Below are 14,288 nucleotides of genomic sequence, written 5' to 3'. Positions count from 1 at the left end.
CATGGATAAAAATACGACGTTTATGTTTTTTATGCTTGACCACCATTGCTAATCTTCATTCAGTTATACTGCCATATGTAAAAGTTTAAGTAGCTTGCGAACAGAATCCATGACAGATAAGGAATCATAAGCAGCGAAACCGCTTTCATTTTTTGGGAAGATAGGCAAATGAGCGCACAGACCAGAATATTCATAGCGACCAAAACTACGAGGGAAAGTCCAGTTAAGTGGTAATGGAAAAAGAAAGGTGTCCAGCTCCAGTTTAAGATGAGCTGGGTTACGTATAAAGTTTTGATAATACTTAGCATGGGAAATGCTTGAGGGCGCCAAATGAGCCAGCCGCAAGCGCCAATAATGCCGTATAAAATAGCCCAAGCTATTGGAAATATATAATTTGGCGGTGTCAGGATGGAGCGATGTAAGTTGCTATACCAAGTGCTAATCTCTGACTTGGTTAAAGAGCCAATGGCGCCTCCAATCGCTATCAGTAGCACAATCCACATGATTAAAGAGAGGTTGGTTTTATTTTCTGCATTCATAAACGATAGACTCATCAAGGTTCGCAGGTTGCGAAGATCGATCAAAGGCTTTGAGCGTATGGATGTGTTTAAACCCCACAGCTTTTAGCATTTCCACCAGCTGATCCTGCTCATAAATCTTCACTCTCAGCTCTTCAATTTCTGTATGTATAATCTTTCCTGACTCCATCAATTCATATTTGCAAAGGCTGGTACAGATATCACTTTCCATTGTAGCAAGCTGGCTTAGGATAATTTTTTGGCCAGTTAGTTTAGGCCATACTGAACCACGCCATATACCCTGTTGTGGAACAGCGTTTAAAGTTTCTGCTTCAAATAAAAAAACACCATTGTCACTTAAGTGATCATAAATGGCCTGAAGTGCTGATTTCACAGTAGCAAGGTCGATTATTAAACAGAAAGACCCACTGGGAATAAAAATCAAATTGTATTTTTCTGGACGTTTTAAATCTTCAACAAAGCCTTTCCATACCGTAGCGTCAAGATTTTTAGTTTTGGCTTTAGCATGCAAGACTTTAAGCATATGGTCGCTGGCGTCAAAGCCATGCACATTGAAACCTTCTTCAAGTAAGGGCAGTAAAAATCGGCCTGTACCACACATCGGCTCTAAAATAGGACCGTTCGCTCTCATGGCATAGTCACGATAAAAAGCATATGCATCTTCCGGTGGGTTTGGCTTGCTTAATTCGTAAACCTCTGTACAAAGGCTGAGGTAGGTGTTGAGGGTTTTTATATCTGAATCTTTATCCATAAAATTTATTTCTCATGTTATTAAAACCTTTAGGGTTTTGGTTGCTATCGATAAAATCAATTATTTCTCTAGCAACATCAAATACTGATGAATTGCTCGTATCAACTGTTAAATCATATTCCCTAGTTCCGCTGTGCACTCTATCAAATTGATCGTTTGATAACCCTAAGGCTCTATCTCGTCGTAAAAATTCACGCTCCTGCATAATGGCTAGGTCGCATTTAATGCCAATAAAATAGGTAATATGTTCAGCCAATTTGGCTACATACGATTTCAAATGCTGATCTTCAAATAAAACTTCATCTATAATGAGATTGTTAGATTGATTTGCAAGTAACAAAGCAAAATCAGCCATAACACCAAATAATTTATCTCCAGTAGGCTTTGACTCAACCCTCATTAAAGGGCCACGATTATTTTCTCCTGGCACAAAAGCAAAATATTCAGCATTTTTTCCTGGAGATGGATATGGTGTCATTTCAATAAATGTATCAACACCAAAGGTTAGCCATTGTTCGTCACTTAAATGTTGTATAGCTCTTGCAATAGACGTTTTACCGCTAGATCCTGCTCCATTTAATAAAATAATTTTACTCATAATGCTCCAATTCCATCATCTATTGCCTCATCAATTATTTGTTTCTGTAACAAAGCCTCTGAACTATTCTTATCTGCTATCTGGCACAATTCAAATGTTGCTTTCCAAAGTGTCCAGGCACGTGCACGAAGCCATGTATCAGTATCCATATCCATTTCAGAAATAAAAATCTCACGCGCTTTGCCGGATAAATACGTCCAGGCAATTACTAAGTCACAGGCAGGATCACCAACAGCAGCACCGCCAAAGTCAATAACTGCCGATAGTTTTCTACCATCCATCAGTATATTGCCAATCGCAAAATCTCCATGAATCCATACAGGCTTTTTATCCCATTTTGTAGCACACGCTTGCTCCCATAAAGCTAATGCTTGGGTTACGTCTATAATCTCAGCCAGCTCTGCGATCTGTTCTCGCGCTCCTTTATCGTAAACAGTGACATGATCACCACGCCACCAGTTATGCTGACCTGGCTCAGGACCTTCAACATCGGTAATCGCTTGCAGCTCTTTTAAAAACTTAGCGAGTTCAAAGGCAAGTTGTTCTTTGTCTTGATCGGTTAAAGTTAGTAGGTTGATACTTTTTCCAGGCAACCATTTGTATATAGAAAATGGATAAGGATAATTTGCCGATGGCTTTCCCATTTTAATAGGCGCCGGAATGCTAACGCTTAAACGTTTTGCTAATTTCGGCAGCAGCTCTTGCTCTTTTGGAACTTTTAAAGCGTAATCTGCGGCTGTTGGCATACGAATGAGCATGTGCTCACCAAGCCTATAGGTGCGGTTATCATGCCCTTGTTTTTCAACATCAACGATAGTTAAGCTAGCGTATTCGGGAAATTGCTCCGCTATGAGTTTGCGTGCAAGATCAAGGGTTGGCATAATCGATTTGTTGTTCATAGCTCCACCTCCATAACGGTTACAGGATGAGATTTAAATTCATCCATACCGATTTTCTTCCATCCAAGACGTTCGTAGTATTCAGGTACGCTAGGATCAAAAGCAAAGAGGTATAGCTTTTTGAAGCCACGCTCCTTTGCTTGTCTAACAGCAACATCAACTAGCATTTTTCCGATCCCCTGTTTTTGGTCTTTTGGATTAACGACTACATCCGCAAGCCATGGCCCTAAATCGGGACGAAACTCCTCCTTAAGTTTAAATGTGCAAAATCCTAGTGGAATTTCATCACTCAACGCAACGAATGAAGTTGTTTCATCTGAATGATTGAGCTCATCATATGTCAATGACTCTATTTCTTGAATTGTCAGCTCTGGAAACCAAATTCTACCTAAAACGTCGTGCCAAATGTGAGCGAGTGCTGGTATAGCGTCTGGATGATTTTTCAGCAGGTCAATTTTGATCATAACTCCACCTCCATAACCGTTACAGGATGAGATTTAAATTCATCCATACCGATTTTCCTCCATCCAAGACGTTCGTAGTATTCTGGTATGGTGGGATCAAAAGCAAACAAGTACAGCTTTTCAAAACCAAGCTCTTTTGCTTTCAGTACAGTCACATCAATCAGCATCTTGCCAATGCCTTGCTTTTGATATTTTGGATCGACGACAAGTGAACCGAGCCAAGGAGTAAGATCTGGACGAATGCCATCATTTTCACGCAAAGAGCACATGCCAACCGGTAAATCGCCATCTAATGCAATAAAAGTGATTGGCAAAGCTTGATCATTCAAGTGATCTGCAAATCTTGTGATAACACGTTCAACGGGTACATCAGGAACCCAGATTTTACCTAATACTTCATGCCAAATGTGTGCAACTGCGGGTATAGTGTTGGGATGGTTTTTAAGCAGTTTGATTTTGATCATGACGCTATCTCACTTATTAATTCTGGCATCAAAGTTTTTACTCTTAAAATTGTTGGTAATACTTGCATGACTTGTTCTATCCCAATATTTTTTTGCTCAAGTTCTCTTTGATTGATAGACCGATTAATATTGTAAACCATCCAGTTAATCCAATTTCCCATAACCCCATAAAACGCCGCTTCAATTATGCGTTTTTCAATTAAACCTCCGGACTCCGAATAAGATTTAAGCATTTTATGGAACAAATTGATCTTGAAATTGGTTGTCACGCCCGACCAATCTAACGCAGCATTTACAATTTCATATGTGGGGTTTAGTTTACGGGCTGATTCCCAATCAATTAATAGAGGTTCCTTGTTCTCAGTCCACAAAACATTTTTTTGATCTAAGTCACCATGCCCAACGACTGTATGTTTTTTAAGAATTTCAATTGAACCCAAATAACTTTCATTAATTGCGAGAAGGGTAAATAAATCAGAATTTAAAATGCCAGCAAATGGAAGCCTCATTTGAGTTGACTGCTTGATTAAGTTTGTAATGTGTTTATTATCATGGATATCAAATTCAGGTTCATCGATACCTTCAAAACAGAGATTTATTAAATGCATTTTTGCAAGTAAACGGGCAATGATTAATGCTTGACCTTCGTTAATTTCATCTTTATCTAAAGCTTTCGCGTTAACCCAAGGGTACACAAGGTAGCCATATCCATCTGTAATTAAAAGATGTTTATCAGATTGCGAGAGAGCGCATACCCCAGGGATATTTTGAGCTATAAAACTTGAAGCTATTTGCTCACTCAATTCATAATTTTTAATGACGTGCTCATTTTGCAAATCAATATCTTTAGATAGCTGCTTAATCGCATAGGAGCTTTTATCTGTATCAAGACGCCACATGATATGTAGCAAGCCACCGTGTACTCTTGTGGGCGCTTGAGTTGGTATCCCAAGATTAAAATGATCGCATATTAAATTTAAGTGTTGATTAATCACACAAACCACTCCACATTTTTCCAGTTGCCAAGGTTAGCTTTTTTAGCTGCTATTCTGGCTTCGCTGTTTCCAACATGAATTTCTAATTTGTGCCCATCTGGATCAAGAAAATAGAGAGATTCACCAGGAGATGTGTTCTCTTTAAAAATGTGAGCGCCGGAATTTTGAATTTTATCAGCCATCATTTCAAAATCTTCACTGCTTACACTAAATGCATAATGGGTATAACAAGACTGAGGTTCTCTTGCTAAATCAACGTTGAGGCAGAACCAAAAGTCTCCTATCAAGAAATATGCTCCTTGATCCCATTTAACTAATGGTTTAAACCCTAAAACATCTTTGTAAAACGAGAAAGCTCGGTGGATGTTACTAACAGCTAAAGTGATGTGATTGATGTTTGTAATAGTCATAGTTTTTTTACCATTAAATCACTGTTGTGTCCGATGAATGCTCCTTGCGTTGCTTGATATTGCCCAACTTTAGTAAAGCCGGCTTTATTATAAACTCTTATAGCTCTAGGATTGTTTTCGTCCGGATCGATAAAAAATGTGTCGGCTTTCGGATCTATGTCTTTTTTATAAAAAATCATAAATTCCGACAGCGTAGGCGCCGCCAGTCCGCGCCCTAAATATTCTTTATTGGCTATACCAAAATCGAGCGCGATTGTATACCCCGTTTCAGACATGTTTGCAAGGTGCGTATTCGAAAGGTCTTCTTGATCTTTTTTGAGAATATCAGACAGAACAAAAGCGTACGGCTGTTTATCTATAAAACCGATCCAGTACTGAGTTGTTCCTGCAAAATAAGTTTGCGGCTTTCCCTGGATAAAATTAAGAATATCATCTTTATGTTCTTGGCTGTTATCCCAGAACTCCATCATATGAGGCTCGGTAAGCCAACTAAAGATGGTGTCTATGTATGATGTCGACGCTTTTTGAAACGTAATGTTCATGTGTTTTTCCTTGAATAAATTTTTTGCATCATGCCATCCGTTAAAGCTTTTTCGGCTGTTAAATCAAACTTTTCAAAAGTTAAGCCAAGCGGTATACCTTCTCCTAAAGTCTGAGGAATAATTGTAAGAATGACTTCATTAAGTAGGCCTTCTTGTGCAAAGCTTTTAGCAAGCTCTGCACCGCCCAGAAGCCAGATGTCTTTATCTGATGTGCGGTCTTTGAACTTGGCCATAAACTCAAATGGGCTATCGTGCGTAATGCTGATGTAGGGTTTATCGGGTTCAAGTTTTTTGGAGGTGAAAACATAAGTGTGTTTATCCTGCCAGCCCCAATCACCAAAGCTTAAAATTTGTTTGTAGCTTCGGCTTCCCATTAGAATTGTATCGATGCGTTCCATTAGGTCTTTGTAGCCAACCGCTTCTAGTTCAGCATCATCTTTTGGATGCGGAAGCCAATCAACGCCGCCGTTAATATCTGCGATAAAGCCATCAAGCGCAGTTGCAATATAGAGGATTATTTTATTCATAGCATTACACCTTCTTGGCAATCGTTAATATCCGCTCAGAATTTTCTTTCGAAAACGCTTCGCCATTTATGTCGGTTTGAGCTAATACAACAAACCCATTTTCTTTTAAGATTTCTTGTAACTCATCGCTACCGTAAACTTGAAGCGTGTTTTCATAACCTTTTGATACTTTTGTAGGACTCTCATTTCCATCTTGATAAACATAGGTACTATAGGATGCTAAAATGCTGTCATCAGAGATGGTGCTAAATTGAATTTCTCTGAATTTCTGACCATCGGTTGCAGCCATCCAATCTCCAGTTAATTTTGTGATGTTATTACCGGCTTTCAGATAATCTAAATTAAATATGTCGAAAATATACAAACCACCTGCATTTAAGTTACGATTTATATTTTGGATGGTGAGTTTAAAGTCTTCGCGAGTCAAATGACCAATTGCATTAAATATGGTAATCGCAGCATCGAACTGGCCTGCATGAACAGTGCGGCAATCTCCTTGTAAGAATTTAATTTTCAACTGCTTAAGTTTCGCTTTTTGTTTAGCAATGTTGAGCATGCTCCGGCTAATGTCGCTGCCCATAACTTCAAAGCCTGCCTCGATGAGCCAAAAGACTTGAGAACCGGTACCGCAAGTAAGATCAAGAACGGTAGTAATCTGATGCTCTTTTAATATTTTCTCTAAAAGCGCATTGATGGCCCTCGAATTATTTTCATTAAATTCATCATAGCACTCAGCCCTTGTGTTGTAATAAGAGGCTTTTGCTGTTGTATGTTTAAGTGTTTTCATCTTCACCCTTGGCTTAGTATTTTTATATGATTCATAATGGCCTCCGCTGCATCTTCCGGGCTTAAATTGCTAACATTTAGCGAAAATAAATTAGGGTGGGAGATCGAGATAATTGGCCCATTATCTTCAGCATCGTTTGGATCAATTGACTTCCACCTTTCTCTTCTTTCTGGTCGTGTCAGGCGCTTTAGATGCTCTTCTTTATTAATTTGAATTTGTACTGGAATAAATAATGACCCTCGTGTTTCGGCCATTTGTTGCACTTGTCCGTAAAGTTCTCTATCTTCCTGAGTATCTGCCAAACAGTTTGTAAGCACATAACTATTCTTGGTGTGATGGACCAGGAAATCGAAAAGTTCAGCCCTTATGCGAGCGATAGTATCCCAAGCAAAATCAGGTATCTTGGCATATCCGTCATATTGCAATAGCTCAAAAATAGGATTATTGATCAGCTGATTATCGCAAACGATAAAACCATGGTTTGCAGCCAACTCCTTAGCAATGGTGTATTTACCGACCCCAGGCTTGCCTGTTAAATAGATGATGGTTGTTGGTTGTGTCATATCATCACGCTCCTAAATACATCTGAGGCCCGCGTTTTCAGCCACTGAGGCACGAGTTCTCTCAAGGGCTCGGCTCTAAAATCAATCTCAGATAATTGATGCAAGGGAACCCAGATTAATTCAATATGCTTTTCAAGCTGGGGAATTTTATGATTGCTTTTCAAAGATTCTGATTCAGCCTCAAAAATAAAATTATATTCATGGTTGTGACAGATACTGCTATGACCAGGTTCGAAGCTGTATTCTATACATCCTAAAAATCTCTTGATTTTGCAATGAGCTCCAGTTTCTTCTATTAATTCACGAAGGAGCGATGTTTCAACCGATTCACCATGCTCAACATGCCCCCCTGGGAGAAAATAAAAACTGATTGGCAGGTCAAGTGTTTTGCAAAGCAAAATATGGTCTTGATCTATTATCACGCCTCGACTCAAAACGTGGATATTATTCTTCGTGCTCATCTTCAACCTCACATTTTGTGCCTTGATGAAATATCATTTTCCACTCATCACCATATCGCTGCCAAATTGAAGATCGCAGCGAAGCAATGCCATCTTCTGTTGTTTTGTATGTTGCTAACGTCACGTCCTTGGATAATTCCTTAATCTTGAAGTCGCTGACCACAAATTTTCTTGAGGTTTCATCTGGTTTGATACAATCCTGCTTGTTATAAATCTTACCGGAGGTGCCAAACTCAAGAAAATCATCGGCGATTAACTTACTTAATTGCTCGGTGGATTGTCTTACAGAAGAGTCTAAAAGGGATCGCTCCATCGCTTCAATCGATTTTGACAAAATGCCAGCCTCGGTTATCCTTGATTCTTTTGGGGCATCTGACCTGAATCCATTCCAAAATAATCCACCATAAGATTCTAGAATTTTCATTACTAATAATTCTAATGCAGTAGAATGGCCTGTTTGGAAGAGACCTTCAAAAGCTTGCGTGAATTCTAAAGCAAGATCGGGATTATCGCTTTTCAGATAACGGATAATTGATTTACCGCTGGCGCACCACTTATTTTGGCTTCTAAAATAAAATTGCCCCAGAGCCTCAAGTAACCATGCAGCGGATGCAATCTGCTCATCGCGCCCGGCTGGACATTTAATATCATCCAGAACATCGGTAATTAAAAATCGTTCTTTGTTGATTTGTTCTTGGTCCCATGTAGCTGGCCCTGCATTCAAAACTTCTTGCGCGAGTGTTTTAACATTTTCTGAAAAAGCGCTGGAGTTTGTTACCTCGCGTCCATTCAAAATCATATGGCAGAGGCCAGAGATACCATTCCCTGTCCTTGATTCCTCAAAAAAATATCGCAAGGTATTAAAATCGTTAATAAATGCGTCAATAGGCCAACCATTGTAAATAAAGGCTTCTCGATAAGCGTGGGCTATTTCTTCAAAAATAATCACAAGATCTAGATCGGATGTATTTGTTCCCTTATTAACTGAAACAGATCCCGCCCAGAATATGGCTTTAGCATCAGGATAGCGTTCTTTAATAAGTTTTTGGATGGTTGGCAATGGTTCATTCCTCGAAGATAAATCCTTTAACATCCACACTTCTCCAGTATCTTCCTGTTCTGATACCTTCTTGAATCCTGCTTTCTCGTAGCATTTAACGGCAGCAACATTATTACTATCTGGATCGGCAAAAATGTGGGAGTACTGATTGCCTTGTAATTTAAGGAATTCTAAAATTGCTTTTGAGCCAACACCTTGTTGTAATGCCTCTTCTGCGCCAATAAAAATATCAAATGCACCCAAGTTTTCTGGTAGGCCTAAGAGTGACTTACTTCTGGGAAAATCGTATGCATTATAAATCTGAATGTAACCAACTGGATTTTGGTTATGCTGAATAATGAAGCTTTTGATGGGTTTCTCAAGGCCTTCTACAAGCTTATAGCCTTTGACGTATGAGCTATATTTCTCATGAACCAAATCCAGCGTATACGTCACACTCTGATCCCACCATGCTTTAACGTGCGGCGCTTCCAGCCACTTCAGTAACAGAGGAAAATGTGACTCAGCTAAGGGAGTGAAAGTGATTTTCATAGCAGATTAATCTCTTTAACGCGTGTTAAAACCTTCAGGGAAGTCAAAAATTGTTCCATATCTTGTTCTACGGGAGCAAAATACTCCTTCTCATTTGTTTTCATAATTTCAGCGGCTTTTTTGACGAGCTTTTTTCCGGCAAGTGATAGGCTAGAGTATTTTGCCCGCTCATCACCTTCTATTTGCGCGCGGCAAACAAGCCCACGTTTTTGTAGAGTACGAAGAATTTGGGATGTCATGGTTACATCAGAATTGGTGAGCCTAGCCAGATCATTTTGCGTTGCCTTGTCGTGATGTTTTTCTAGCTCAAACAGTGTCCCCATAAAGACATACTGTGTATGCGTTAGGCCAATAGCCTCTAAAGCCCTGTCTGTGATGCGCTTCCACGTAAAATATGCCTGAGCAAAAGTAAAACTTGGGCCCTCTAACACTGGGATTTTGTAGTCTTTTGTGGCGTTACCTGACATGTATTTTTCTCCATAAAAAGGGGTTGTTTTAGAAAAAAAATAACCATCATAACATGATTATGCATATTATAGATGCACAAAATATAGTTTTATGTCAAGATAAAGCTGTAGGAATCTCATAATTTTGTCATCTGGCGGAAAATTAAAAATGCAACTATTTGATCTAAATGGTAAAACATCATTAATCACCGGGGCTTCAAGTGGTCTTGGGGAACAATTCGCCCGTTGCCTATCAGGTGCAGGCGCACGTGTGATCTTGGCCGCTCGCAGGATTGATAAATTGAACGACTTGGCGCTTAAGCTTAATAACGCTAGGGCCATCCAGATGGATGTGTCAGACAAACAATCCGTAAAAAATTGTTTTTCTGAGTTAGAAAAGAATGGTGAAAAGATCGACATCTGCGTTAATAATGCCGGAATTGCTATTCTTACTCCTATTTTTGAAGAGGATGATAACGATAATTTTGAGTCGATCATTCAAACGAATCTGATGGGTGTTTGGTATGTCACAAAATCAGTGGCGAATCATATGAAGAACCATGGTATTCATGGATCGATTATTAATATCGGCAGTGTGAATGGGGATGCCATTCCTGCAAAATGCGGTGCTGCCTATAGTGTTAGCAAGGCAGCAGTGATTCATTTAACCAAAACCTTGGTTGGTGAGTTATCGCCCCATAAAATACGGATCAATTGTATTTCTCCAGGTTGGATTAGAACCCCTATGAATGGACCTGACTTAGAGCAAATAATTCCCTTGATTCCTTATGGAGATATTGCTGAACCAACTGACCTTGACGGGCTAGTGTTATACCTTGCATCCAACAACGCCTCAAAATATGTTACAGGCGCATGCCTAAATATAGACGGTGGTATGTCTTGGGGAGGAAAGTCATGGTAGAGAGAAATTATCCAAATCCCAACACTCTTTACCCCATAGAGGGCGTTTCAAGGACAGCATACTTAAAAAACATCATCACAAACCCTCAAATTATTGTGGGTGATTATACTTATTATGATGATCCTGAAGACGTGCACAACTTTGAGAAAAATATTCTTTATCTCTTTGACTTTATGGGGGACAAGCTCATCATCGGCAAATTCTGCCAAATCGCCACAGGAGTCCGTTTCATCATGAATGGATCAAACCATGCAATGAATGGTTTTTCCACCTATCCATTTAAGGTTTTTGGTGGAGAATGGGCAGAAAAAGATCCTATGCAAGTAGTGAGTAAGGGGGACACAGTTGTCGGTAATGACGTTTGGATTGGTAATAGCGTAACTATCATGCAAGGTGTAAAAATTGGCGATGGCGCTATTATCGGCACAAACAGCTTAGTGACCAAAGATGTTGAGCCTTACACGATTGTTGGCGGAAATCCTGCAAAGGAAATTCGCAAAAGGTTTGATGAAGAAACGATCCAATTGTTGCTTGCTCTAAAATGGTGGGACTGGGACGTCCAAAAAATCACGGATAATCTTGAGGTTATAACCAATGGCAAGATAGATGAATTGAAACGAATTTATGCGGAAAATAAATGAATTTAAGTAATAAGCAACTCAATACAACAGAGCAAAACCACCTGGGTCATTTTGCATATCTACTAAAAAATCTTGGTTTTGACGTTTATGAAATGAACAGTGTGACCGTCATTAATTGTGACCTAAAAACAAGTATGTTTAGTATTGTATATGGAGCACCTAAGGACACTACTTCTTTAACTTTGTCAGCTTCAAGTGACTCTGGTTATCATATTTACGAACGCCTTGGTTTTTCTAAAGCAGGAAAGTTTGAATGCTTTGAGTATAAAGGAGATCGCCCTTGACCATAGAGTTTATATCCACGACCGCAAGTGAAGACATAGATTTTCTAACCAATAAAATCAATCAAGAGACACCTAAATTGGGCGAAGCCTATCCTTTTGCATTCTTTATGCGAGATGATAAGAACCAAATTATTGCAGGCTGCAACGGCAGTGTGATTTTCGGCAGCATTTATACAGATCAATTGTGGGTACATCCCGATCATCGCAATAAAGGTTTAGGATATCAATTGATGGAAGCTGTGCATGATTATGGCCGTAAGTCAGGATGTTCTATGGCAACGGTTGCGACTATGAGCTTTCAGGGAGCTAAAGCATTCTATGAAAAATTAGGATACGTAACTGATTTTGAAAGGCAGGGCTATACGCGCGGTTCTAGCTGTATCTTTTTAAAGCGGAGCTTGTAATGTTTAAAGTTGATTGGGAGAAAACAAGTCTCACGTACCAGCTTCCAGAAGGCATGGCAGAAAAAATGGTACGCCTTGCTTATCCTGATAAAAAACTTACCTCCACTGAATTGATTGCTGGCGGATGCGCTAATCTTAATTACAAAATTCAGTTGGAAAATGAACAAAAGCCACTGATTTTGCGTGTTTATTTGCGCGACAAAGATGCAGCGCACATAGAACAAAAATTAGCCGCATTAATCAAAGAAACTGTGCCGGCACCACTAACGCATTATATCGGCAAACTTGAAGGGTATCACTTTGCTATTACAGAGTTTATTTCTGGCATTTCTCTTCGTGATTTTTTGTTAAGCAACGCTTCTGATGCTAACGGTGCACTCATGAGTGAAGTTGGGATGATTCTCTCAAAAATCACAGCATACGAATTTTCAAAATCTGGCTTCTTGAACAAAGATTTGGAGGTGGTCGAGTGCGAATCCTCTGATGTTATAAAATTTGCACTGGATTGCTTGAATGATAGAACCGTAGTATCTGTGCTATCGCCTGAGATGATTGATGAAATCAAAAAAGCTATAAAGCAATATGCATATCTATTTTCCACTGACGATGAAAAGCACCTCGTTCATGGTGACTTTGATCCCGCCAATATTTTGGTAGAACAAATTAACGGCTCTTGGGTTGTTACCGGCATTTTGGACTGGGAATTTGCTTTTCCTGGGTCTTATCTTTGGGACATCGCTAACATGCTCAGATACGCCCATAAAATGCCACCTGAATTCCAGAACTCATTTGTAGATGCCTTACAAAAAAATGGTATTAAATTACCAGCTCATTGGCCCATTACCATACATTTATTGAATTTATCATCGTTGCTTGACCTTCTTAAGCGATCAGACCCTAAAGACCATCCCCATCGATGCGCTGATATTAGCGAACTTATAAATCATATTTTGGGAGAATTAAACGAAATGAATGAAAGAAGAAAGGTTCAAGTGCGATGCTATCAAGATGGGGATGCCAAACATATTGCTAGTATTTTTTACAACACTGTACATACAGTCAATGCCAAGGATTATAGTAAAGAGCAGCTTAATGCATGGACATCATACTATGATAATTATGCTGCTTGGCAAGAAAAATGTGCAAAACTAAATCCTTTTGTTGCAACAATAGATGGTACGGTAGTTGGCTTTGCAGAATTTGAGCCAAATGGCCATATCGATTGCTTTTATGTCCATCATGAATTTCAAGGTTCTGGAGTTGGCACGGCCCTTATGCGTGAAATCGAAATTGAAGCGAGAGAAAAATTATTGCCGCGCATTTATGCAGAAGTTAGCACTACTGCCAGAGCATTTTTTGCTAGCAAAGGATTTCAAGTGATAAAGCAACAAACGGTGCGAATTCGTGATATAGAACTGACAAATTTCCTTATGGAGAAATCCTTTGTAACTTGTGAATTACTATCATCAGATCATATCCCACTTATCTCTGAAGCTTTCAACGCAATCGGCTGGAATAAACCGCCATCGCTTTTCGAAGAATATTTGAAGGAACAAGACGCCGGAGAGCGACTGGTTTGGGTGGCTCACTTCAATGGCGAATTTGCCGGTTACGTGACCTTAAAATGGTGCTCACAGTATCAATCTTTTCAAGAGCAAAGCATCCCCGAGATTGTGGATTTAAACGTATTGCCGGCCTATCGAAAAATCGGTGTTGGCTCCTTACTACTTGATACAGCAGAAAAAGAAGCTGCAACGAACAGCCAAATCATTGGCATCGGCGTTGGCCTGTATGCAGGTGCAGATGGCGGCTATGGAGCAGCTCAAAGACTTTACGTAAAACGCGGCTACATCCCTGATGGCAAGGGTATTACTTATAATTATGAACCCACGATTCCAGGTAATCATTATCAGCTTGATGATGATCTGGTGCTGTGGTTTACGAAGAAATTAGGTTAACAGGATTTATGATAATTACTTTAAATTACCTCTTGACCCTCA

Annotated in this window: 20 protein-coding genes; 5 read left to right on the top strand and 15 right to left on the bottom strand. The window is 39.5% G+C overall.

Features of this window, described 5'->3' with window-relative positions; genetic code table 11:
* Positions 1 to 59: 59 nt before the first annotated feature.
* The 15 genes from Lsan_RS14320 to Lsan_RS14250 are packed head-to-tail and all read right to left on the bottom strand — an operon-like array spanning position 60 to position 10,058.
* On the bottom strand, positions 60 to 539 hold the full coding sequence (locus Lsan_RS14320; protein ID WP_040535110.1) for a TspO/MBR family protein: 480 nt from the start codon (positions 537 to 539) through the stop codon (positions 60 to 62).
* Positions 523 to 1,290: a class I SAM-dependent DNA methyltransferase gene (locus tag Lsan_RS14315; protein ID WP_006871005.1), complete on the bottom strand. Its 768-nt coding sequence runs from the start codon at positions 1,288 to 1,290 to the stop codon at positions 523 to 525. The genes Lsan_RS14320 and Lsan_RS14315 overlap by 17 nt, the downstream gene beginning before the upstream one ends.
* Positions 1,283 to 1,888 (bottom strand): chloramphenicol phosphotransferase CPT family protein, encoded by a 606-nt coding sequence (locus tag Lsan_RS14310; RefSeq protein WP_006871006.1) that lies wholly within the window; start codon positions 1,886 to 1,888, stop codon positions 1,283 to 1,285. The genes Lsan_RS14315 and Lsan_RS14310 overlap by 8 nt, the downstream gene beginning before the upstream one ends.
* Positions 1,885 to 2,787, bottom strand: coding sequence for an aminoglycoside phosphotransferase family protein (locus Lsan_RS14305; protein ID WP_006871007.1), 903 nt, complete (start codon positions 2,785 to 2,787; stop codon positions 1,885 to 1,887). Before Lsan_RS14305 ends, Lsan_RS14310 begins: the two co-directional genes overlap by 4 nt.
* A complete protein-coding gene (locus tag Lsan_RS14300; protein WP_006871008.1) occupies positions 2,784 to 3,251 on the bottom strand; it encodes a GNAT family N-acetyltransferase in 468 nt (155 codons plus the stop codon). The genes Lsan_RS14305 and Lsan_RS14300 overlap by 4 nt, the downstream gene beginning before the upstream one ends.
* Complete coding sequence (locus Lsan_RS14295) at positions 3,248 to 3,715, bottom strand: GNAT family N-acetyltransferase (protein ID WP_006871009.1); 468 nt, start codon at positions 3,713 to 3,715, stop codon at positions 3,248 to 3,250. Before Lsan_RS14295 ends, Lsan_RS14300 begins: the two co-directional genes overlap by 4 nt.
* Entirely contained in the window at positions 3,712 to 4,710 is a 999-nt protein-coding gene (locus Lsan_RS14290) for an aminoglycoside phosphotransferase family protein (protein ID WP_058514827.1), read from the bottom strand. The genes Lsan_RS14295 and Lsan_RS14290 overlap by 4 nt, the downstream gene beginning before the upstream one ends.
* On the bottom strand, positions 4,707 to 5,120 hold the full coding sequence (locus tag Lsan_RS14285) for a fosfomycin resistance glutathione transferase (protein WP_040535111.1): 414 nt from the start codon (positions 5,118 to 5,120) through the stop codon (positions 4,707 to 4,709). Before Lsan_RS14285 ends, Lsan_RS14290 begins: the two co-directional genes overlap by 4 nt.
* The gene (locus Lsan_RS14280) at positions 5,117 to 5,662 is read right to left on the bottom strand and encodes a GNAT family N-acetyltransferase (RefSeq protein WP_006871012.1); all 546 of its coding nucleotides are present in this window, start codon (positions 5,660 to 5,662) and stop codon (positions 5,117 to 5,119) included. The genes Lsan_RS14285 and Lsan_RS14280 overlap by 4 nt, the downstream gene beginning before the upstream one ends.
* A complete protein-coding gene (locus tag Lsan_RS14275; RefSeq protein ID WP_006871013.1) occupies positions 5,659 to 6,189 on the bottom strand; it encodes a dihydrofolate reductase family protein in 531 nt (176 codons plus the stop codon). The genes Lsan_RS14280 and Lsan_RS14275 overlap by 4 nt, the downstream gene beginning before the upstream one ends.
* 4 nt (positions 6,190 to 6,193) lie before the next feature.
* Positions 6,194 to 6,976, bottom strand: coding sequence for a class I SAM-dependent methyltransferase (locus tag Lsan_RS14270; RefSeq protein WP_006871014.1), 783 nt, complete (start codon positions 6,974 to 6,976; stop codon positions 6,194 to 6,196).
* A 2-nt stretch (positions 6,977 to 6,978) separates the two neighbouring features.
* Positions 6,979 to 7,539 (bottom strand): P-loop nucleotide/nucleoside kinase family protein, encoded by a 561-nt coding sequence (locus tag Lsan_RS14265; protein ID WP_006871015.1) that lies wholly within the window; start codon positions 7,537 to 7,539, stop codon positions 6,979 to 6,981.
* Complete coding sequence (locus Lsan_RS14260) at positions 7,536 to 8,000, bottom strand: NUDIX domain-containing protein (RefSeq protein ID WP_040535112.1); 465 nt, start codon at positions 7,998 to 8,000, stop codon at positions 7,536 to 7,538. The genes Lsan_RS14265 and Lsan_RS14260 overlap by 4 nt, the downstream gene beginning before the upstream one ends.
* The gene (locus Lsan_RS23095; protein WP_065236313.1) at positions 7,984 to 9,591 is read right to left on the bottom strand and encodes a GNAT family N-acetyltransferase; all 1,608 of its coding nucleotides are present in this window, start codon (positions 9,589 to 9,591) and stop codon (positions 7,984 to 7,986) included. The genes Lsan_RS14260 and Lsan_RS23095 overlap by 17 nt, the downstream gene beginning before the upstream one ends.
* On the bottom strand, positions 9,588 to 10,058 hold the full coding sequence (locus tag Lsan_RS14250; protein WP_006871018.1) for a MarR family winged helix-turn-helix transcriptional regulator: 471 nt from the start codon (positions 10,056 to 10,058) through the stop codon (positions 9,588 to 9,590). Before Lsan_RS14250 ends, Lsan_RS23095 begins: the two co-directional genes overlap by 4 nt.
* A gap of 124 nt (positions 10,059 to 10,182) precedes the next feature.
* Between Lsan_RS14250 and Lsan_RS14245 the strand changes: the two genes are divergently transcribed.
* From Lsan_RS14245 to Lsan_RS23090, 5 genes are read left to right on the top strand one after another with little or no spacing between them, the layout of a single operon-like run.
* Positions 10,183 to 10,959 carry an SDR family NAD(P)-dependent oxidoreductase gene (locus Lsan_RS14245; protein WP_006871019.1) on the top strand — a complete coding sequence of 259 codons (777 nt, stop codon included), beginning with the start codon at positions 10,183 to 10,185 and terminating at the stop codon, positions 10,957 to 10,959.
* On the top strand, positions 10,953 to 11,600 hold the full coding sequence (locus tag Lsan_RS14240) for a CatB-related O-acetyltransferase (RefSeq protein WP_040535114.1): 648 nt from the start codon (positions 10,953 to 10,955) through the stop codon (positions 11,598 to 11,600). The genes Lsan_RS14245 and Lsan_RS14240 overlap by 7 nt, the downstream gene beginning before the upstream one ends.
* Positions 11,597 to 11,884 carry a hypothetical protein gene (locus Lsan_RS14235; protein WP_006871021.1) on the top strand — a complete coding sequence of 96 codons (288 nt, stop codon included), beginning with the start codon at positions 11,597 to 11,599 and terminating at the stop codon, positions 11,882 to 11,884. Before Lsan_RS14240 ends, Lsan_RS14235 begins: the two co-directional genes overlap by 4 nt.
* On the top strand, positions 11,881 to 12,288 hold the full coding sequence (locus Lsan_RS14230; RefSeq protein ID WP_058514826.1) for a GNAT family N-acetyltransferase: 408 nt from the start codon (positions 11,881 to 11,883) through the stop codon (positions 12,286 to 12,288). The genes Lsan_RS14235 and Lsan_RS14230 overlap by 4 nt, the downstream gene beginning before the upstream one ends.
* Entirely contained in the window at positions 12,288 to 14,246 is a 1,959-nt protein-coding gene (locus Lsan_RS23090; RefSeq protein ID WP_006871023.1) for a GNAT family N-acetyltransferase, read from the top strand. Before Lsan_RS14230 ends, Lsan_RS23090 begins: the two co-directional genes overlap by 1 nt.
* Positions 14,247 to 14,288: the final 42 nt, after the last annotated feature.

The organism is Legionella santicrucis (genome assembly GCF_001468135.1).
Lineage (GTDB): Bacteria > Pseudomonadota > Gammaproteobacteria > Legionellales > Legionellaceae > Legionella > Legionella santicrucis.
The sequence above is the reverse complement of the archived record's forward strand: the minus strand, read 5'-3'. Positions and strand labels throughout refer to the sequence as shown.

Bases quoted from the DNA above. Each gene is read 5' to 3' on its own strand.
- Lsan_RS14320 (WP_040535110.1), bottom strand. From the start codon at position 539: ATGAATGCAGAAAATAAAACCAACCTCTCTTTAATCATGTGGATTGTG.
- Lsan_RS14315 (WP_006871005.1), bottom strand. From the start codon at position 1,290: ATGGATAAAGATTCAGATATAAAAACCCTCAACACCTACCTCAGCCTT.
- Lsan_RS14310 (WP_006871006.1), bottom strand. From the start codon at position 1,888: ATGAGTAAAATTATTTTATTAAATGGAGCAGGATCTAGCGGTAAAACG.
- Lsan_RS14305 (WP_006871007.1), bottom strand. From the start codon at position 2,787: ATGAACAACAAATCGATTATGCCAACCCTTGATCTTGCACGCAAACTC.
- Lsan_RS14300 (WP_006871008.1), bottom strand. From the start codon at position 3,251: ATGATCAAAATTGACCTGCTGAAAAATCATCCAGACGCTATACCAGCA.
- Lsan_RS14295 (WP_006871009.1), bottom strand. From the start codon at position 3,715: ATGATCAAAATCAAACTGCTTAAAAACCATCCCAACACTATACCCGCA.
- Lsan_RS14285 (WP_040535111.1), bottom strand. From the start codon at position 5,120: ATGACTATTACAAACATCAATCACATCACTTTAGCTGTTAGTAACATC.
- Lsan_RS14280 (WP_006871012.1), bottom strand. From the start codon at position 5,662: ATGAACATTACGTTTCAAAAAGCGTCGACATCATACATAGACACCATC.
- Lsan_RS14275 (WP_006871013.1), bottom strand. From the start codon at position 6,189: ATGAATAAAATAATCCTCTATATTGCAACTGCGCTTGATGGCTTTATC.
- Lsan_RS14270 (WP_006871014.1), bottom strand. From the start codon at position 6,976: ATGAAAACACTTAAACATACAACAGCAAAAGCCTCTTATTACAACACA.
- Lsan_RS14265 (WP_006871015.1), bottom strand. From the start codon at position 7,539: ATGACACAACCAACAACCATCATCTATTTAACAGGCAAGCCTGGGGTC.
- Lsan_RS14260 (WP_040535112.1), bottom strand. From the start codon at position 8,000: ATGAGCACGAAGAATAATATCCACGTTTTGAGTCGAGGCGTGATAATA.
- Lsan_RS23095 (WP_065236313.1), bottom strand. From the start codon at position 9,591: ATGAAAATCACTTTCACTCCCTTAGCTGAGTCACATTTTCCTCTGTTA.
- Lsan_RS14250 (WP_006871018.1), bottom strand. From the start codon at position 10,058: ATGTCAGGTAACGCCACAAAAGACTACAAAATCCCAGTGTTAGAGGGC.
- Lsan_RS14240 (WP_040535114.1), top strand. From the start codon at position 10,953: ATGGTAGAGAGAAATTATCCAAATCCCAACACTCTTTACCCCATAGAG.
- Lsan_RS14235 (WP_006871021.1), top strand. From the start codon at position 11,597: ATGAATTTAAGTAATAAGCAACTCAATACAACAGAGCAAAACCACCTG.
- Lsan_RS23090 (WP_006871023.1), top strand. From the start codon at position 12,288: ATGTTTAAAGTTGATTGGGAGAAAACAAGTCTCACGTACCAGCTTCCA.